12 protein-coding genes and 2 pseudogenes are annotated in these 16,542 nt (G+C 60.0%); 9 read left to right on the top strand and 5 right to left on the bottom strand.

Translation table 11 applies throughout. From position 1 onward, the window contains the following. Positions 1-10: 10 nt before the first annotated feature. Complete coding sequence (dprA, locus tag AO277_RS19085; protein ID WP_002551335.1) at positions 11-1,129, bottom strand: DNA-processing protein DprA; 1,119 nt, start codon at positions 1,127-1,129, stop codon at positions 11-13. A 123-nt stretch (positions 1,130-1,252) separates the two neighbouring features. After that, positions 1,253-2,278 carry a LysM peptidoglycan-binding domain-containing protein gene (locus AO277_RS19090; RefSeq protein ID WP_002551334.1) on the bottom strand — a complete coding sequence of 342 codons (1,026 nt, stop codon included), beginning with the start codon at positions 2,276-2,278 and terminating at the stop codon, positions 1,253-1,255. 125 nt (positions 2,279-2,403) lie between these two features. On the opposite strand from AO277_RS19090, the gene def reads away from it, so the two are divergent. The 5 genes and pseudogenes from def (at position 2,404) to AO277_RS19115 (ending at position 9,124) form a co-directional block, all read left to right on the top strand. Then, positions 2,404-2,910 (top strand): peptide deformylase, encoded by a 507-nt coding sequence (gene def / locus AO277_RS19095; RefSeq protein ID WP_005732754.1) that lies wholly within the window; start codon positions 2,404-2,406, stop codon positions 2,908-2,910. Positions 2,911-2,969: 59 nt separating this feature from the next. Further along, on the top strand, positions 2,970-3,914 hold the full coding sequence (gene fmt, locus AO277_RS19100) for a methionyl-tRNA formyltransferase (protein ID WP_044318627.1): 945 nt from the start codon (positions 2,970-2,972) through the stop codon (positions 3,912-3,914). Further along, a complete protein-coding gene (gene rsmB / locus AO277_RS19105) occupies positions 3,911-5,257 on the top strand; it encodes a 16S rRNA (cytosine(967)-C(5))-methyltransferase RsmB (RefSeq protein WP_044318628.1) in 1,347 nt (448 codons plus the stop codon). The genes fmt and rsmB overlap by 4 nt, the downstream gene beginning before the upstream one ends. Continuing rightward, on the top strand, positions 5,254-6,627 hold the full coding sequence (trkA, locus tag AO277_RS19110) for a Trk system potassium transporter TrkA (RefSeq protein WP_044318629.1): 1,374 nt from the start codon (positions 5,254-5,256) through the stop codon (positions 6,625-6,627). Before rsmB ends, trkA begins: the two co-directional genes overlap by 4 nt. 152 nt (positions 6,628-6,779) lie before the next feature. Further along, positions 6,780-9,124, top strand: a pseudogene (locus AO277_RS19115) (FdhF/YdeP family oxidoreductase). A 65-nt stretch (positions 9,125-9,189) separates the two neighbouring features. Here AO277_RS19115 and AO277_RS19120 read toward each other — a convergent pair. Together AO277_RS19120 and AO277_RS19125 are read right to left on the bottom strand one after the other, a co-directional pair. Further along, entirely contained in the window at positions 9,190-10,077 is an 888-nt protein-coding gene (locus tag AO277_RS19120; protein WP_044318630.1) for a lysophospholipid acyltransferase, read from the bottom strand. A 38-nt stretch (positions 10,078-10,115) separates the two neighbouring features. After that, complete coding sequence (locus tag AO277_RS19125) at positions 10,116-10,667, bottom strand: DNA-3-methyladenine glycosylase I (protein WP_044318631.1); 552 nt, start codon at positions 10,665-10,667, stop codon at positions 10,116-10,118. Between the two features lie 80 nt (positions 10,668-10,747). Here AO277_RS19125 and glyQ point away from each other — a divergent pair, with 80 nt between their 5' ends. The 4 genes from glyQ to AO277_RS19145 are packed head-to-tail and all read left to right on the top strand — an operon-like array spanning position 10,748 to position 15,139. Continuing rightward, the gene (glyQ, locus tag AO277_RS19130) at positions 10,748-11,695 is read left to right on the top strand and encodes a glycine--tRNA ligase subunit alpha (protein ID WP_044318632.1); all 948 of its coding nucleotides are present in this window, start codon (positions 10,748-10,750) and stop codon (positions 11,693-11,695) included. Further along, positions 11,692-13,746, top strand: a complete 2,055-nt coding sequence (gene glyS / locus AO277_RS19135; protein ID WP_044318633.1) for a glycine--tRNA ligase subunit beta — start codon at positions 11,692-11,694, stop codon at positions 13,744-13,746. The genes glyQ and glyS overlap by 4 nt, the downstream gene beginning before the upstream one ends. A gap of 10 nt (positions 13,747-13,756) precedes the next feature. Further along, positions 13,757-14,311 (top strand): D-glycero-beta-D-manno-heptose 1,7-bisphosphate 7-phosphatase, encoded by a 555-nt coding sequence (gmhB, locus tag AO277_RS19140; RefSeq protein WP_044318634.1) that lies wholly within the window; start codon positions 13,757-13,759, stop codon positions 14,309-14,311. A 57-nt stretch (positions 14,312-14,368) separates the two neighbouring features. Then, positions 14,369-15,139 carry a lysophospholipid acyltransferase family protein gene (locus tag AO277_RS19145; RefSeq protein ID WP_044318635.1) on the top strand — a complete coding sequence of 257 codons (771 nt, stop codon included), beginning with the start codon at positions 14,369-14,371 and terminating at the stop codon, positions 15,137-15,139. Positions 15,140-15,729: 590 nt separating this feature from the next. On the opposite strand, the pseudogene AO277_RS19150 reads toward AO277_RS19145, so the two are convergent. Then, a pseudogene (locus AO277_RS19150) lies at positions 15,730-16,494 on the bottom strand (NAD(P)/FAD-dependent oxidoreductase); the annotation flags it as partial. Positions 16,495-16,542: the final 48 nt, after the last annotated feature.

Below are 16,542 nucleotides of genomic sequence, written 5' to 3' on the forward strand. Positions count from 1 at the left end.
CAGTTTAACCTCAGGGCGCTCTGGCGAACCATCGTCCCGCTTCACAGCTTATTCTGCCGTCCAGTTCCAGCTCGGTCAGGCCCGCCAGTACCTTGGGCAACGGCCAGCCGCTGGAGACCGATAACCCCTCGCTGGTATGCGGCGCAGCGTGCAACAGCGCCAGAAGTGGATGGTCGCAAGGCACAGGTTTGGCAGGTGTCTCGGGCGGGGCACCGGGCGCAACGCTCCTCCAGTGCTGCAAGCCTTCAAGAATGTGCTCAACGGTCTCGACCAGCGTTGCGCCGTCGCGTATCAACTGGTGGCAGCCCTTGGCACCCGGGTGGTGAATCGAACCCGGTATCGCATACACCTCTCGCCCATGCTCGGCGGCCAGTCGCGCGGTAATCAACGAGCCGCTGGCAACACTGGCCTCGACCACCAGCACGCCGAGCGACAGGCCGCTGATGATTCGGTTGCGCCGCGGGAAGTTGCTGGGCTGTGGTTCAGCGTCCAGCGGGAACTCGGAAATCACCGCGCCACCTTGCGCCGCCATCTGCGCGGCGAGCGCACGATGCTGCTGTGGATAAAGTTTTTCAAGCCCGGTGCCCAGCACACCAATTGTATGCCCACCGACATCCAGTGCGCCCTGATGCGCGGCTCCGTCAATGCCACGCGCCAGACCGCTGGTGATCACAAAACCGGCACCCGCCAGGCTGCGCGCAAAAGCTCTGGCGGTGTCCAGCCCGGGTCTGGAAGCGCGACGACTGCCGACCATTCCCAACTGCGGACGCTCGAGGATTGAAGGGTCGCCGGCAATGAAGATCAGCGGCGGAGGGTCGGCGATTTCGGCCAGCAGTGCGGGGTAGCAAGGGTCGTCCCACATCAGCAAATGCTGGGCCGGACGCTCCAGCCAGGTCAATGCAGCACTGGCACCGTCCCTGACGGAAGGGGCTCGACGCGCCTCGGCGCAGGCACCTGGAATACCCAGCGCACGCCATGCACTGGCCGGTGCGCTCAGCGCAGACGACGCAGAACCGAAGGCTTCGATCAGCCTGGAAAAGCGTTTCGGTCCGATCTCGGGCAAGCGATGCATGCGCAGACGGGCTTCCAGCTCTGCTGGCGAAGAGAGGGCATTTTCGAACAGTGGCATGAGATCGTCCCTGATCCATTGTGCATCTCAGACGATGCACAAACCTGTGGATAACTCTGTTGACAACAATTTGATAAGTGTCTGGCTCGTCACACAAATCCGTAGCAGAACTGAAACATACCTTTAAGGATTTCGAACCTTGTCCATGATGGCCAAAGATCGGTTGGCTTGCAGGACCAAGGCGTAACTAAGCTTGTCGTACGTACGGAAAACCATGAGCAGGCCAGACCGTTCGTCAGGGATTTTTACCTGTTCACCGGTGATCCGGTCGCGCACTGTCTCGCTGGTTTTGTAGATCGCCAGCACGTTGCCCTCGGCCAGGCCGTCACGTTTGCCTTTGTTGAGGGTGACCACATCCAGCACGCTGACCTGGGTCACCCCGCGTGGCACATCCAGAATCAAACCTTCTATCGGCGTTTGCGGGGCGCTGGGCAGGAAAGTCGAGTTGATCGCTCGCTCTTCGCTGCTGAACAATCGGTCGCCCAGGCGCACTTCCTGCGTAGAGCGCTGCAGAACCAGAGTCGAGACGTCGCCCTCGGAGGCAACCACCTCAGCGCTGCCGATGTCATCCGCGTTGATCCCCAGCACTTCCTTGGTCTGTGGGTCGGTGTAGGTCTTGCCCTGTCGGAAAATGCCGTAGACGGTGTGCGCCGGGTCCAGCGTGCCCCGTGCATAGGCCCGGTCACCGCTGCCGCTGAGCACGCGCTCGGCATTGCCCGCGACGATGTAGGGGGCCTTTTCGAACTGCTCGGCATTGTCGACGATGCGATTGCTGATCAGGAATGCGTTGATCGCCCCCAGCGGAATGCTCGGAATGGCCTCGACCATCGGCGTACTGCGCACACGCGGTGACAATTTGATGGTCCCGCGCGACTCGCCCCGATTGAGCGTCACGCGCGGCTGACCATCGACCCAGGTCAGCGCAAGGGTGTCACCGGGGTAGATCAGGTCAGGATCATGGACTTGCGGATTGGCCCGCCATATCTCGCGCCATTTCCACGGTTCACGCAAAAACTTGCCGGAAATGTCCCAGAGTGTGTCCCCGGCGACAACGGTGTAGCTCTGCGGATAGCCTTCCCTGAGTTGCACTTGCGCCTGAGCAAGACCGCTGGCGGTCAACAGCAGCAGGGCGAGTAGTGATTTCCTCATGCGGTGAATCCCTTTATCATGTTGCCTCACGCGAACCCTAGAGTCCTGTCCTGGGCTGCCTGCCTTGAACTCCCGGGCCCGGCACCCAACATTGACTTTACCTTAACAGTGCAGCTCTTACGTATATGGCCATTCTAAACATCCTCGAATTTCCCGATTCGCGCCTGCGCACCATCGCCAAACCTGTGGCGATGGTAGACGAAGGCATTCGCCAGTTGGTCGACGACATGTTTGAAACCATGTACGAAGCGCCCGGCATCGGGCTGGCAGCCACGCAGGTCAATGTCCACAAGCGTGTGGTCGTCATGGATCTGAGCGAAGACCGCAGCGAACCGATGGTCTTCATCAACCCTGAAATCGAAAAACTGACCGATGAAATGGATCAGTATCAGGAAGGCTGCCTGTCGGTACCCGGTTTCTACGAGAACGTCGACCGCCCGCAAAAGGTCCGCGTCAAGGCGCTGGACCGTGACGGCAAGCCTTACGAACTGGTTGCCGAAGGCCTGCTCGCCATCTGCATCCAGCATGAGTGCGATCACCTGAACGGCAAGCTGTTCGTTGATTACCTCTCTAACCTCAAGCGCGACCGGATCAAGAAAAAACTCGAGAAACAGCACAAGCTGAACGCTTGATCCTTCGTCCCTCCAAAAGGCCTGCACAAGGCCTTTTTGTTTTTTAGAACGAGAAGCCCATGACTGAGCCACTGCGCATCGTCTTCGCCGGCACCCCGGAATTTGCCGCCGAACACCTCAAGGCCCTGCTAGACAGCCCTTACCAGATCGTCGCCGTGTACACCCAGCCTGATCGCCCGGCCGGTCGTGGACAAAAGCTGATGCCCAGCCCGGTCAAGCAACTGGCACTGCAGCATGACATCCCGGTCATGCAGCCGCCCACGCTGCGCGCCCCTGACGCGCAGGCCGAACTGGCTGCGCTCAAGCCTGATTTGATGGTGGTGGTCGCCTACGGCTTGATCCTGCCGCAAGTGGTGCTGGATATTCCGCGTCTGGGCTGCATCAACAGCCATGCCTCACTGCTGCCACGCTGGCGCGGAGCTGCGCCGATTCAGCGCGCGGTGCAGGCCGGCGACGCCGAAAGCGGCGTGACCGTGATGCAAATGGAAGCTGGTCTGGACACCGGGCCGATGCTGCTCAAGGCTGTCACCCCGATCACCGCACAGGACACCGGTGGCACGCTGCATGACCGTCTTGCCGAACTCGGCCCACCAGCGGTGTTGCAGGCCATTGCAGGGCTGGCGGATGGTTCGCTGGTCGGCGAGGTTCAGGACGACAGCCTGGCCAATTACGCTCATAAATTGAACAAGGATGAGGCGCGTCTCGACTGGACACGTCCGGCCGATGAGCTGGAACGTCTTATCCGCGCCTTCAACTCGTGGCCGATCTGCCACAGCACGTTGAACGAAGAAACCCTGAAAGTGCTGGCTGCCGATCTGGCCGAAGGGCAGGGCGTACCGGGAACTGTCCTCAGCGCAAGCAAGGACGGCCTGATCGTCGCCTGCGGCCAGAACGCCCTGCGCCTGACCCGTCTGCAACTGCCGGGCGGCAAGCCGCTGAATTTTGCTGATCTGTTCAACAGCCGTCGCGAGAAATTCGCCATCGGCACGGTGCTGGGTCAATGAACCCGCGTCTGGCCGCCGCCAAGGCACTGGCTGCCGTGCTCAGCGGCAAGGCATCGCTGAATAGTTCGCTGCCCACGCAACTGGACAAGGTCGAGGTGCGTGATCGCGGCCTGACTCAGGATCTGGCGTTCGGCACCGCACGCTGGCAGCCACGCCTGTCGGCACTGGCGGCCAAACTGTTGCAAAAACCCTTCAAGGCCGCCGACGCCGACGTCGAGGCGTTGCTGCTGGTAGGTCTTTACCAGCTGTTTTACAGCCGAATTCCTGCGCATGCAGCCATTGGTGAAACCGTTGGCTGCGCTGACAAGCTGAAAAAACCGTGGGCCAAAGGCTTGCTCAACGCTGTACTACGCAACGCGCAACGCGATGGCGAAGCGCTGTTGATTGAGCTGGAACACGACCCGGTGGTGCGCACCGCCCATCCGCGCTGGCTGCAAAAAGCCCTGAAAGCGGCGTGGCCGGAGCAATGGGAAGCGATCTGCGCAGCCAACAATGCGCATCCGCCGATGATTTTGCGGGTCAACCGTCGGCATAACAGCCGCGACCAGTACCTTGAGCTGCTGAACACTGCCGGGCTGCAAGCCAGCGCGTGCACCTTCAGTCAGGACGGCATCGTACTTGCCGAGCCCTGCGACGTGCGCTCGCTGCCGGGCTTTGCCGAAGGCTGGATCAGCGTTCAGGACGAAGCCGCGCAATTGGCCGCCGACCTGCTGGAGCTCGCACCCGGGCAACGCGTACTCGACGCGTGCTGCGCGCCAGGTGGCAAGACCTGCCATTTGCTGGAAGTGCAGCCGCAATTGAGCGGCGTAGTCGCGGTGGACCTCGAAGCCAAGCGCCTGGTGCGCGTGCGTGAAAACCTTGATCGTCTGGGGCTGGACGCCGAGCTGATCGCTGCCGACGCCCGCGAAACGGCGCAGTGGTGGGACGGTAAGCCGTTCCAGCGCATCCTGCTCGACGCGCCGTGCTCGGCGACGGGTGTAATCCGTCGCCACCCGGACATCAAGCTGACCCGCCAACTGGATGACATCGCCGCGCTCGCTAGCCTGCAGGGCGAACTGCTCGACGCGTTGTGGCCTACGCTGCAGGTAGGCGGCATGCTGGTGTACGCGACCTGCTCGACACTGCCGACCGAAAACACCGACGTCATCGAGGCGTTTCTGGCCCGTACCTCCGGGGCCAGAGAACTGGATATCGCCGGGCAGGCCGGACAGCCACCCGCAGGTATCAAGCAAGCCCATGGTCGCCAGCTGCTGGCCCAGCAAGGCGGCCACGACGGTTTCTACTACGCCAAACTGATCAAGATCGCGGATCAAGGTCGAGGCGGCGCGGGAGTACGCAGGTGAAAATCATCATTCTGGGTGCAGGTCAGGTAGGCGGTACGCTGGCCGAGCATCTGGCGGGCGAAGCCAACGACATTACCGTGGTCGACACCGATGGCGACCGGTTACGCGATCTGGGCGACCGCCTGGATATCCGTACCGTGCAGGGTAAGGGCTCCTATCCCGCAGTCCTGCGCCAGGCGGGCGCGGACGACGCCGACATGCTGGTCGCGGTGACCAGCAGCGACGAAGCCAATATGATCGCCTGCCAGGTGGCCCACACGCTGTTCCACACGCCGACCAAGATCGCGCGCATCCGCGAAGCGGCGTACCTGACACGCGCGGGCCTGTTCGATAAAAACGCGATTCCGGTCGACGTGTTGATCAGCCCGGAACAGGTGGTTACCAATTACATCAAGCGTCTGATCGAGTACCCCGGCGCGCTACAGGTCATCGATTTCGCCGAAGGCAAGGCGCAACTGGTCGCGGTCAAAGCCTATTACGGCGCTGCCTTGGTGGGTCAGCAGCTGCGCCAGTTACGTGCGCACATGCCCAATGTCGACACCCGTATCGCGGCGATCTATCGGCGCGACCGGGCGATCCTGCCCCACGGCGATACGGTCATCGAAGCCGACGACGAGGTGTTCTTCATCGCCGCCAAGGCCGATATTCGTGCGGTGATGGGTGAGCTGAGGCGTCTGGACGAGAACTACAAGCGCATCGTCATCGCAGGCGGTGGCAACATCGGCGAGCGTCTGGCTGAAGCCATTGAAAGCCGCTATCAGGTAAAGATCATCGAAGTGAACCCGGCGCGCTGCCGCTATCTGTCGGAGCACCTGGACAGTACGGTGGTGCTACAGGGCAGCTCATCGGATCGTGATTTGCTGATGGAAGAAAACATCGACAATACCGACCTGTTCCTGGCGCTGACCAACGACGATGAAGCCAACATCATGTCGTCGCTGCTGGCCAAACGGCTGGGCGCACGCAAGGTAATGACCCTGATCAATAACCCGGCCTACGTCGATCTGGTCCAGGGCGGCGAGATTGATGTGGCGGTCAGCCCGCAACTGGCAACCATCGGCACGCTGCTGGCTCATGTGCGACGGGGCGATATCGTCAGCGTGCACTCGTTACGGCGCGGTGCAGCCGAAGCCATCGAGATCGTCGCGCACGGCGACCCGAAATCCAGCAAGGTGGTGGGCCGCGCCATCAAGGACATCAACCTGCCGACCGGTACGGCAATCGGTGCGATCATCCGCGACGAACAAGTGCTCATCGCCCACGACATCACCGTTATCGAATCCGGTGACCATGTGATCATGTTCCTTGTGGATAAAAAGTGCATCCGTGAAGTGGAGCGGCTGTTTCAGGTGGGGTTGAGCTTTTTCTGAACAGGCCCTGAACAGCCTGCTCCCTGACTGAACCTCTTGCCGACCTGTCTGGTCCGCAACGCTCGTCGACTCGGACGAATTCTCTCTAAGCGCGCGTATCACACATACGCGCGCTATGCCTTTGACGGGCGTTACCAGAGAGAACATAAGCAATGCCTGAATCCAAAGTCCCCCTTCAAGGCTCACAAACCGACGGCACACCTGCGGGCGGCTGGCCTGCGCTCAGTGCGGTCAACAAGCACCTGTTGCACCAGCATGTGCTGATCAAGGGCAACCGCACGCTGCTGTCCATGAACAAGCCTGGCGGCTTCGATTGCCCCAGTTGCTCCTGGCCGGACCCGAAGAAGCCGCATACCTTTGAATACTGCGAGAACGGTGCCAAGGCACTGGCCTGGGAATCGACCAAAAAACGCGTGACGCCTGAGTTCTTCGCCCGGCATACGGTCAGCGAACTGGCGACCTGGAGCGATCACGAGCTGGAAGCAGAAGGCCGTATCACCGAGCCGATGCGCTACGACGCAGCCACTGACAAATACCTGCCCGTCACCTGGGACGAAGCGTTCGCCGAGATCGGCGAAGAGCTGCGCGGCTTGAGCGATCCGTGGAAGCTGGAGCTGTACACCTCCGGGCGCACGTCGAACGAAGCCGCCTTTCTGTATCAGCTGTTCGGTCGGCTGTACGGCATGGCCAACTTCCCTGACTGCTCGAACATGTGCCATGAAACCACCACTGCGGCGCTGCCCGAGTCGATCGGGGTCGGCAAGGGCACCACGACGCTGGAAGATTTCGAGAACGCCGACGCGATTTTCATCATTGGTCAGAACCCCGGAAGCAACAGCCCGCGCATGATGTCCGAGCTGCATGCGGCCGCAAAACGGGGTGCCAGCATCATCTCGTTCAACCCGCTGCGGGAAAGGGCGCTGGTACGCTTTGCGGCGCCGCAGGACCCGCGCGACATGCTCAGTCTGCATGGGGTGGAAATCAGCTCGCAGTACCATCAGGTCAGGATCGGTGGCGAGATGATCGCCCTGCAAGGCGTTTGCAAGGCCGTGATCGAAGCCGATGACGTGGCGCAGCGTGAAAACCTGCCGCGCGTCCTTGATGTGGCGTTCATTGAAGAACACACCCATGGCTTTGAGCAGTACGCCGACTATTGCCGTGGGACATCATCGAGCGCCATTCGGGTCTGACGCGTCAGGCCATCGAAGAGGTGGCTGCGGTTTATAAGCGCTCGAAGGGGGTCATCTGCTGCTGGGGCATGGGCATCACTCAGCACAAGCGTGGCGGCGATGCGATGCAGCAGATCATCAACCTGCTGCTATTGCGCGGCAACATCGGCAAGCTCGGTGCGGGGGCGTGTCCGGTGCGTGGGCATTCCAACGTACAGGGCGACAGGACGATGGGCATCTATGAAAAGGCCGGCGAACCGTTTCTGGCCAGCATGAGCAAGGTGTTCGGTTTCGAGGCGTCCAGAAAAAAAGGCCATGCCGTGGCCCAGACCTGCGAAGCCCTGTTGCGTGGCGAGGTGGAAGCCCTTATTTCCATGGGCGGTAATTTATTCCGCGCCATTCCGGACACCGATGTGATCTGCCCGACCGTCAGCCGTTTGAAAATGACGGTGCTGGTCAACACCAAACTCAACCGCAGCGCGACGGTGCATGGACAGAAGGCCTTTCTGCTGCCATGCGTGGCGCGTTCGGAACGCGACCTGCAGAACGGCGTGGCGCAGACCATTACGGTGGAGGACGCGATGTCGATGGCGCACGGCTCGACCGGCATGCTCGAGCCTGCGTCGAAGCATCTGATTTCCGAAGTCGCCATCATCGCCGGTATCGCCAAAGCGACGCTTGCGCCCAATCCCAAGGTGGATTGGGACAGGTATGTGGGCGACTACGCCAGGATTCGCGACAAGATCGAAGAAGTGTTGCCCGAGCAGTTTTATGACTTAAATCAGCGCATCCTAGAACCCGGAGGTTTTCGATTGCCCAATGCCGCCAGTGAGCGCAAGTGGGACACCGAGTCGGGCAAGGCCAACTTCCTCTTTCCCGAAGGCGTCTACGACGAAGACGACACGCCGCCGGGCGCGGAGCATTTGCAGTTGATGACGATCCGCAGCCATGACCAGTTCAATACCACGGTGTATTCCAACGATGACCGTTATCGAGATATCTACGGCGACCGCATGGTGGTGATGCTCAACCCACAGGACATCGAACGCCTGGGGCTAAAGGCCGGGGACTACATCGAGTTTCAGACGGCGCTCGACCCGACCACGACGCGGCGTGCAGCGGGTTTCAAAGTCATCCCCTACGACGTGCCGCAAGGCTGCTGCGCAGCCTACTACCCGGAAACCAACGGGCTGCTGCCACTGGCCAACCGGGATAAACACGGCAACACCCCTGCGGCCAAATCCATCCCGGTGAACCTGGTGCGGATGAGTCCAGAGGGCACTCAGGTGGCGCTGGAGCGGCGCGGGTTGATTGCGGCGGCCAGTTGAGGGAAACACTATCGTGCGGCGCTCCGCGTCGCATGCAGTTCTGGACGCTCTGCGTCCGATCTTTCCTAGTACCAGCGCGCTTCGCCTGGCGGGCGTTTCTTGAAGCGTTTCATGGTCCACATGTACTGGCTCGGGTAGGCTCGCACGTATTTCTCGACCACTTTGCTCATCGCCGCTGCCGAGGTTTCGGTGTCGGTGCTGTACATGGCTTCGGGAGCGGCTTCCAACACTACTTTGTAGCCGGAACCATCCGGCAGGCGCATGGCGTGCAGGAACACACCCACTGCCTTGCCGCCCGCCAGCATGTTCGGCACAAACTTGCTGGTCAGGGCCTGGGTGCCGCAAAAGGGTACGAAGATACCCGCAGACTCAGCCGGCTCCGGGTCGGCCGGAATACCTACAGAACCGCCTTTGCGCACTTCCTTGATGACGCTGAGAATGCCTTCCTTGGTCGACGCCGCCACCCGGTTGCCCAACTGCACACGCTGCTTGCGCAAAAGGTCGTCGACCGCCTTCAGCTTCGGTGGACGATAGAAAATGATCGGCTTGCACTGGCTGCAATAGAAGTGATTAAGCACTTCCCAGTTGCCCAGGTGGCTGGTGATGCAAACCACGCCCTTGCCGGACGCCAGCGCGTCCTTGAGCACATCAAGCCCTTCGACTTCACGCACCAGGTTAATCGATTTCTGCGCAGGCCAGATCCACGCACAAGCGCTTTCGGTCAAGGTCTTGCCGATGTCCATGAGGCTGCGGCCAACGAGCTTTTCCAGCTCGGGCTCGCTCAACTCGGGGAAGCACTTGGACAGGTTGATCCGTGCCACTTCGCGCGAGCGGTTGGGCAGCTTCCACATCAGCCAGCCAATCGCAGTGCCTGCCCATTGCACCGCGCGCCACGGCAACAGCGCAAACAATCGCAACGCCCCGACCATTACGGCGCCTTTGAACTTATCCACAGATGACTCCCAGATTCTCGAGGCGGGGAATGTAACCGTCAGCGGCTCAGGATCGCATACCGATCACAATCTACAGTGTGATCCATGACCATACCGCTGGCCTGCATATACGCATAACAGATGGTCGGGCCGACAAACGTGAAGCCGGCCTTTTTCAGCGCCTTGCTCATCGCTTCGGCCTCGGAGGTAATCGCCGGCACCTCACTGCGATCCTTGAAATGGTTGATCTTCGGCTCGCCACCGACAAACGACCAGAGCAGACCGACCGGGTCTTGCAGCGCCAGCCAGGCCCGCGCATTGGTGCGCACGGCCTTGAGCTTGAGGCGATTGCGGATAATGCTCGGATCGAGCATCAGCGCCTCTATTTCGGCATCGCTCAACTGCGCCAGGCGCTCGACTTCAAAGCCGTGCAGCACTTCGCGATAACGCGCCCGCCGCTTGAGAATCGTGATCCACGACAGCCCGGCCTGGAACCCTTCGAGCAAAAGCAACTCGAAGAGCTTCTGCGCATCGCGCAGCGGCACTCCCCACTCCTGATCGTGATAAGCGATGTACAGGGGGTCTTCGTTGCTCCAAAAGCAGCGTGTCATAGGGCTCCCAAGGAGTGGACGTGCGGCCGAATCGGGTATACTCCCGCTCTTTGAATCGCAGCCCAGCACAGGTGAAATTTGTGAGCCAGCCTACGCCAGCCGTGCGTACCTTCCAAGACTTGATCCTCGCCCTCCAGCAATACTGGGCAGAACAAGGTTGCGTGGTACTTCAGCCCTACGATATGGAAGTAGGCGCCGGCACGTTCCACACTGCCACGTTTCTGCGCGCCGTAGGCCCGGAAACCTGGAACGCCGCTTACGTACAGCCAAGCCGTCGCCCGACTGACGGCCGCTACGGCGAAAACCCGAACCGCCTGCAGCATTACTATCAGTTCCAGGTGATTCTCAAGCCCAACCCGGACAACTTCCAGGAACTGTACCTGGGTTCGCTCAAGCACATCGGCCTCGATCCGCTGGTGCACGACGTGCGTTTCGTCGAAGACAACTGGGAATCGCCGACGCTGGGCGCCTGGGGTCTGGGCTGGGAGATCTGGCTCAACGGTATGGAAGTCTCGCAGTTCACCTACTTCCAGCAGGTCGGCGGCCTTGAGTGCTACCCGGTTACCGGCGAAATCACTTACGGCCTTGAGCGTCTGGCCATGTACCAGCAGGGCGTGGACTCGGTCTACGATCTGGTCTGGGCTGACGGCCCGTTCGGCAAAGTGACTTACGGCGACGTGTTCCATCAAAACGAGGTGGAACAGTCGACCTACAACTTCGAACACGCCAACGTCGACAAACTGTTCGAACTGTTCGATTTCTATGAGAGCGAAGCCGCACGTCTGATCGAGCTGGAGCTGCCGTTGCCGGGCTATGAAATGGTCCTCAAGGCCTCGCACACCTTCAACCTGCTGGATGCACGCCGCGCGATTTCCGTGACCGCGCGTCAGCAATACATGCTGCGCGTGCGCACGCTGGCCCGCTCGGTGGCTCAGGCCTACCTGCAGGCCCGCGCCCGTCTCGGTTTCCCGATGGCGCCGCCCGATCTACGCGATGAAGTGTTGGCCAAGCTGGAGGCAGCGCAATGAGTGCTCAAGATTTTCTGGTTGAACTGGGCACTGAAGAACTGCCACCCAAGACCCTCGTTTCCCTGGCAGATGCATTTCTGGCCGGTATTGAAAAAGGCCTGTCGGGCGCAGGTCTGACCTACAGCGCCAAACAGGTCTACGCTGCACCGCGTCGCCTGGCCGTGCTGATCACCGCGCTGGCCACACAACAGCCGGATCGCAGCGTCAACCTCGACGGCCCACCGCGTCAGGCAGCCTTCGATGCGGACGGCAACCCGACGCAGGCAGCACTGGGCTTCGCCAAGAAGTGCGGCGTCGACCTGAGCGAAATCGATCAGAGCGGCCCGAAACTGCGCTACAGCCAGACCATCCTCGGCAAGCCGACTACGTCGCTGCTGCCGACTATCGTCGAAGACTCGCTGAACGACCTGCCGATTGCCAAGCGCATGCGCTGGGGTGCCCGCAAGGAAGAGTTCGTGCGTCCGACCCAGTGGCTGGTGATGCTGTTCGGTGATCAGGTGGTTGACTGCACGATCCTCGCCCAGAGCGCGGGTCGTCATTCTCGCGGTCATCGCTTCCATCACCCGCAAGACGTACGTATTTCTTCGCCTGCCGGGTACCTCAGCGACCTGCGCGCCGCGCACGTACTGGCCGACTTCAATGAACGTCGCCAGATCATCAGCAAGCGCGTCGACGAGCTGGCCACCCAACAGGAAGGCACCGCCATCGTGCCGCCAAGTCTGCTGGACGAAGTGGCCGGGCTGGTCGAGTGGCCGGTTCCGCTGGTGTGCTCCTTTGAAGAACGCTTCCTGGAAGTGCCTCAGGAAGCGCTGATCACCACCATGCAGGACAACCAGAAATATTTCTGCCTGCTGGATGCCGAAGGCAAGTTGCTGCCGCGCTTTATCACCGTGGCCAATATCGAGAGCAAGGACCCGGCGCAGATCATCGCCGGTAACGAGAAGGTGGTTCGTCCACGCCTGACCGACGCCGAGTTCTTCTTCAAGCAGGACAAGAAGCAGAAGCTGGAAACCTTCAACGATCGTCTGAAAAACGTCGTGTTCCAGGCGCAATTGGGTAGCGTGTTCGACAAGGCCGAGCGTGTCTCGAAACTGGCTGCCTACATCGCCCCACGCATCGGCGGCGACGCCCAGCGTGCTGCACGGGCTGGTCTGCTGTCCAAGTGCGACCTGTCGAGCGAAATGGTCGGCGAGTTCCCGGAAATGCAGGGTATCGCCGGTTACTACTACGCCAAGGCCGACGGCGAGCCTGAAGATGTCGCGCTGGCGCTCAACGAGCAGTACATGCCACGTGGCGCGGGCGCCGAACTGCCGACAACGCTGACTGGCGCTGCGGTGGCCATCGCCGACAAACTCGACACGCTGGTCGGTATCTTCGGTATCGGCATGCTGCCCACCGGCAGCAAAGACCCCTATGCGCTGCGTCGTGCTGCGTTGGGTATCCTGCGTATTCTGATCGAGAAGAAGCTCGACCTGAACCTGGTCGAAACGGTGAAATTCGCAGTCACGCAGTTTGGCGCGAAGATCAAGCCTGCCGGTCTGGCGGAGCAGGTACTCGACTTCATCTTCGACCGTCTGCGTGCGCGTTATGAAGACGAAGGCGTCGATGTGGCTGTGTACCTCTCGGTACGTGCGCTGCAACCTGCTTCGGCGCTGGATTTCGATCAGCGTGTTCAGGCGGTCCAGGCTTTCCGCAAACTGCCACAGGCCGCTGCACTGGCCGCGGTGAACAAGCGCGTATCGAACCTGTTGAGCAAGGCCGAGGGCAGCATTGCCCAGACCGTCGAGCCCAAGTATTTCGACAACGCCAACGAGTTTTCGCTGTACTCGGCTATTCAGCAGGCTGACCACGCGGTCCAGCCGATGGCTGCCGAGCGTCAATACAGCGAATCGCTGGCGCGTCTGGCGATGCTGCGTGAGCCGGTCGATGCATTCTTCGAAGCGGTAATGGTCAACGCGGAAGACGCCAATGTGCGCGCCAACCGCTATGCCTTGTTGTCGCGTTTGCGCGGCCTGTTCCTTGGCGTTGCCGATATCTCGCTGCTGGGCTGAGAAGGGGTCGATGGTGAAACTGCTGATACTTGATCGAGACGGAGTCATCAACCATGACTCCGATGCTTACATAAAGTCCGTGAAGGAGTGGGTGCCCATTCCCGGCTCGATCGAGGCTATCGCAGATCTGAGCAAGGCCGGCTGGACGGTGGCGGTCGCCACCAACCAGTCGGGCATTGCCCGAGGTTATTATGATCTGGCCACGCTGGATGCCATGCATGCGCGCTTGCGCAAGCTGGTGGCAGAGCAGGGTGGCGAGGTCGGTTTGATCGTCTATTGCCCGCATGGGCCAGACGATGGCTGTAGCTGCCGCAAGCCTAAACCCGGCATGCTGAAGGCCATCGCCCTTCATTACGCAGCAGACCCCAAAGGTCTCTGGTTTGTGGGCGACAGTAAAGGTGACCTGCAGGCCGCATTGGCCGTCGATTCTCAGCCTGTGCTGGTGATGACCGGCAAGGGTCGTAAAACGATGGACGACGGAGTGCCAGCAGGCACGTTGATTTTTGACGATCTGGCGGCGGTTGCCGCAGAGCTTATCCACAACAGCGCCTCACTGAACAATTAGCTCGTCAGGTTCAGGACGCTCAAGGAGCGGGCACCTGCCCGTACGGTAAACGTAACTATGTCGATCATGCAGGCAATCAGGACCTTCTTCTTTTACCTGTTGCTGGGCACCAGCTCTTTGCTGTGGTGCACATTGTGCTTTTTCATTGCGCCTTTTCTGCCATTCAAAGCTCGCTATCGCTTCATCAACGTCTATTGGTGCCGCTGCGCCATCTGGCTGACCAAGGTGTTCCTGAACATCCAGGTTGAAGTGACTGGCGCAGAAAACGTACCGAAAACGCCCTGCGTGATCATCTCCAACCATCAGAGCACCTGGGAGACTTTCTTCCTGTCGGCGTACTTCGAGCCGATGAGCCAGCTCCTCAAGCGTGAACTGCTGTATGTGCCGTTCTTCGGCTGGGCCATGGCGATGCTGCGCCCCATTGCCATTGACCGTGATAACCCTAAAGCCGCACTGCGGGAAATCGCCAAGAAAGGCGACGAACTCCTAAAGGATGGCGTCTGGGTGCTGATCTTCCCGGAGGGTACACGCGTACCTTATGGCCAAGTCGGAAAATTCTCTCGCGGCGGTACTGCGTTGGCGGTAAACGCTGATCTGCCAGTCCTGCCTATCTCGCATAACGCTGGCAAATACTGGCCTCGGGATGGCTGGGCGAAAAAGCCAGGCACTATTCAGGTGGTGATTGGCGAACCGATGTACGCAGAAGGTACAGGCCCGCGCGCCATTGCTGCGTTGAATGACCGTGTGCAAGCCTGGAACGAGGACGCACAGCGCGCGATGGGCTCGCCTGTTGCACCGGCAGCAAGCCCTGAAAAAGTCCCAGCGTGATTTTGTGGATAACCTGTGTACGGTTTTTCTGAAATCCGTCAGAAACCTTGGCTAACTCTTTAATTCGTATACATATTTTTTTCAGGCTATAAAAACCGGAAAAACGTGCATAAGTTTTGGTGATATATCAAAAACCGACCTGCAAAAGGTCGGTTTTATATTGCGTGGGCTAACGCCCGAGGCGAAGCCGATTTCAGTCAGGCCAACGTACCGCTCCAATATTTCTGAAAGGGCAGAAGGGGTATGTCCCGTTCACTCTGGCTGCAACTTTCCCTCAAAAGATGAGTTTCTGATAAAGAAAGCAGATCTGCTTTCAGGGATGTAGACCGTAACGTGTGTAGGGTAGTGGGCACCTGATTCCGGACACAGCGTTAGTTTCTTCTCGGACTAAGCGGTTGCCTGGTCCGTTATTGAAAAGGGTGGCCGGATCCATTAATGCGTCGAATAGTCACTAATGTCCCAAAGCTGTGGTGTTCCACGTGGAACACCGGTCGCAAGTTTTCTCAGCTTCAACACGCACACAGTTGTTGACGGTGACCACGCCGATGTAAGCACGGCAGTCGCTGTGGAACGTCGCTCCTCGTTTTCACTCAGAAATCTGCCACCTTACCCCATGCTGAACCGTGGAAACGGTCTGGGTGATAAGGTTTAGGATCAACGATAGGGGCGACACCACTGACAATGTCAGCGATCAGATGACCTGCTCCTGGTCCAATACCGAAACCATGGCCACTGAACCCGGCAGCCAGCACCAGCCCGGGCAGGCTGGCGATTTCACCGATCCCGGGCACACCATCAGGTGTGCTGTCGACATAACCAGCCCAGGCTGCGTTGACCGATGATTGCTTGAGAGCGGGGACCATCGCCACCGCGCGCTTGTAGGTCAACTCCACCGCAGAGGTATCTACCTTGGGATCGAGTATGCGCATCTTCTCCATAGGTGTCGGTTGGTCGAGACGCCACTTGCCACGGCCCTCGTGACCTGAGCGCAAGCCTTCCAGACCTCCCGGCGCCAGATTGCGCCAACGGCGCCCAAACATGGGCAGGAACTGCGCAGCAAACCCGAACAACTGTGGGGTAGGATCAACCCTTCCACGGCCACTGATTGCCAGAGTGTAGCTACCGTCATGACGGCGAGTCATGGAAACATTTGAAGTATGCAATGCTGGCACCAACTCACCGGTCGACGGGGACACTGACATTACCGTCTGGCGAATAGTAGCCTGCGGAAAACTAATACCGTACTGGCGACAGAATGAGGAAGCCCACGCGCCTCCGGCAAGTACCGCGAGCCGGGTACGAATGGTGCCGTGCTCGGTGACCACGGCAGACAATCGCCCACCTTCGGTTTCCAGCTGTCACCGCCACTGTAAAAATGACCCCCTAACGCCAACCTAGAATTG

It is taken from the genome of Pseudomonas amygdali (assembly GCF_002699855.1).
GTDB lineage: Bacteria > Pseudomonadota > Gammaproteobacteria > Pseudomonadales > Pseudomonadaceae > Aquipseudomonas > Aquipseudomonas amygdali.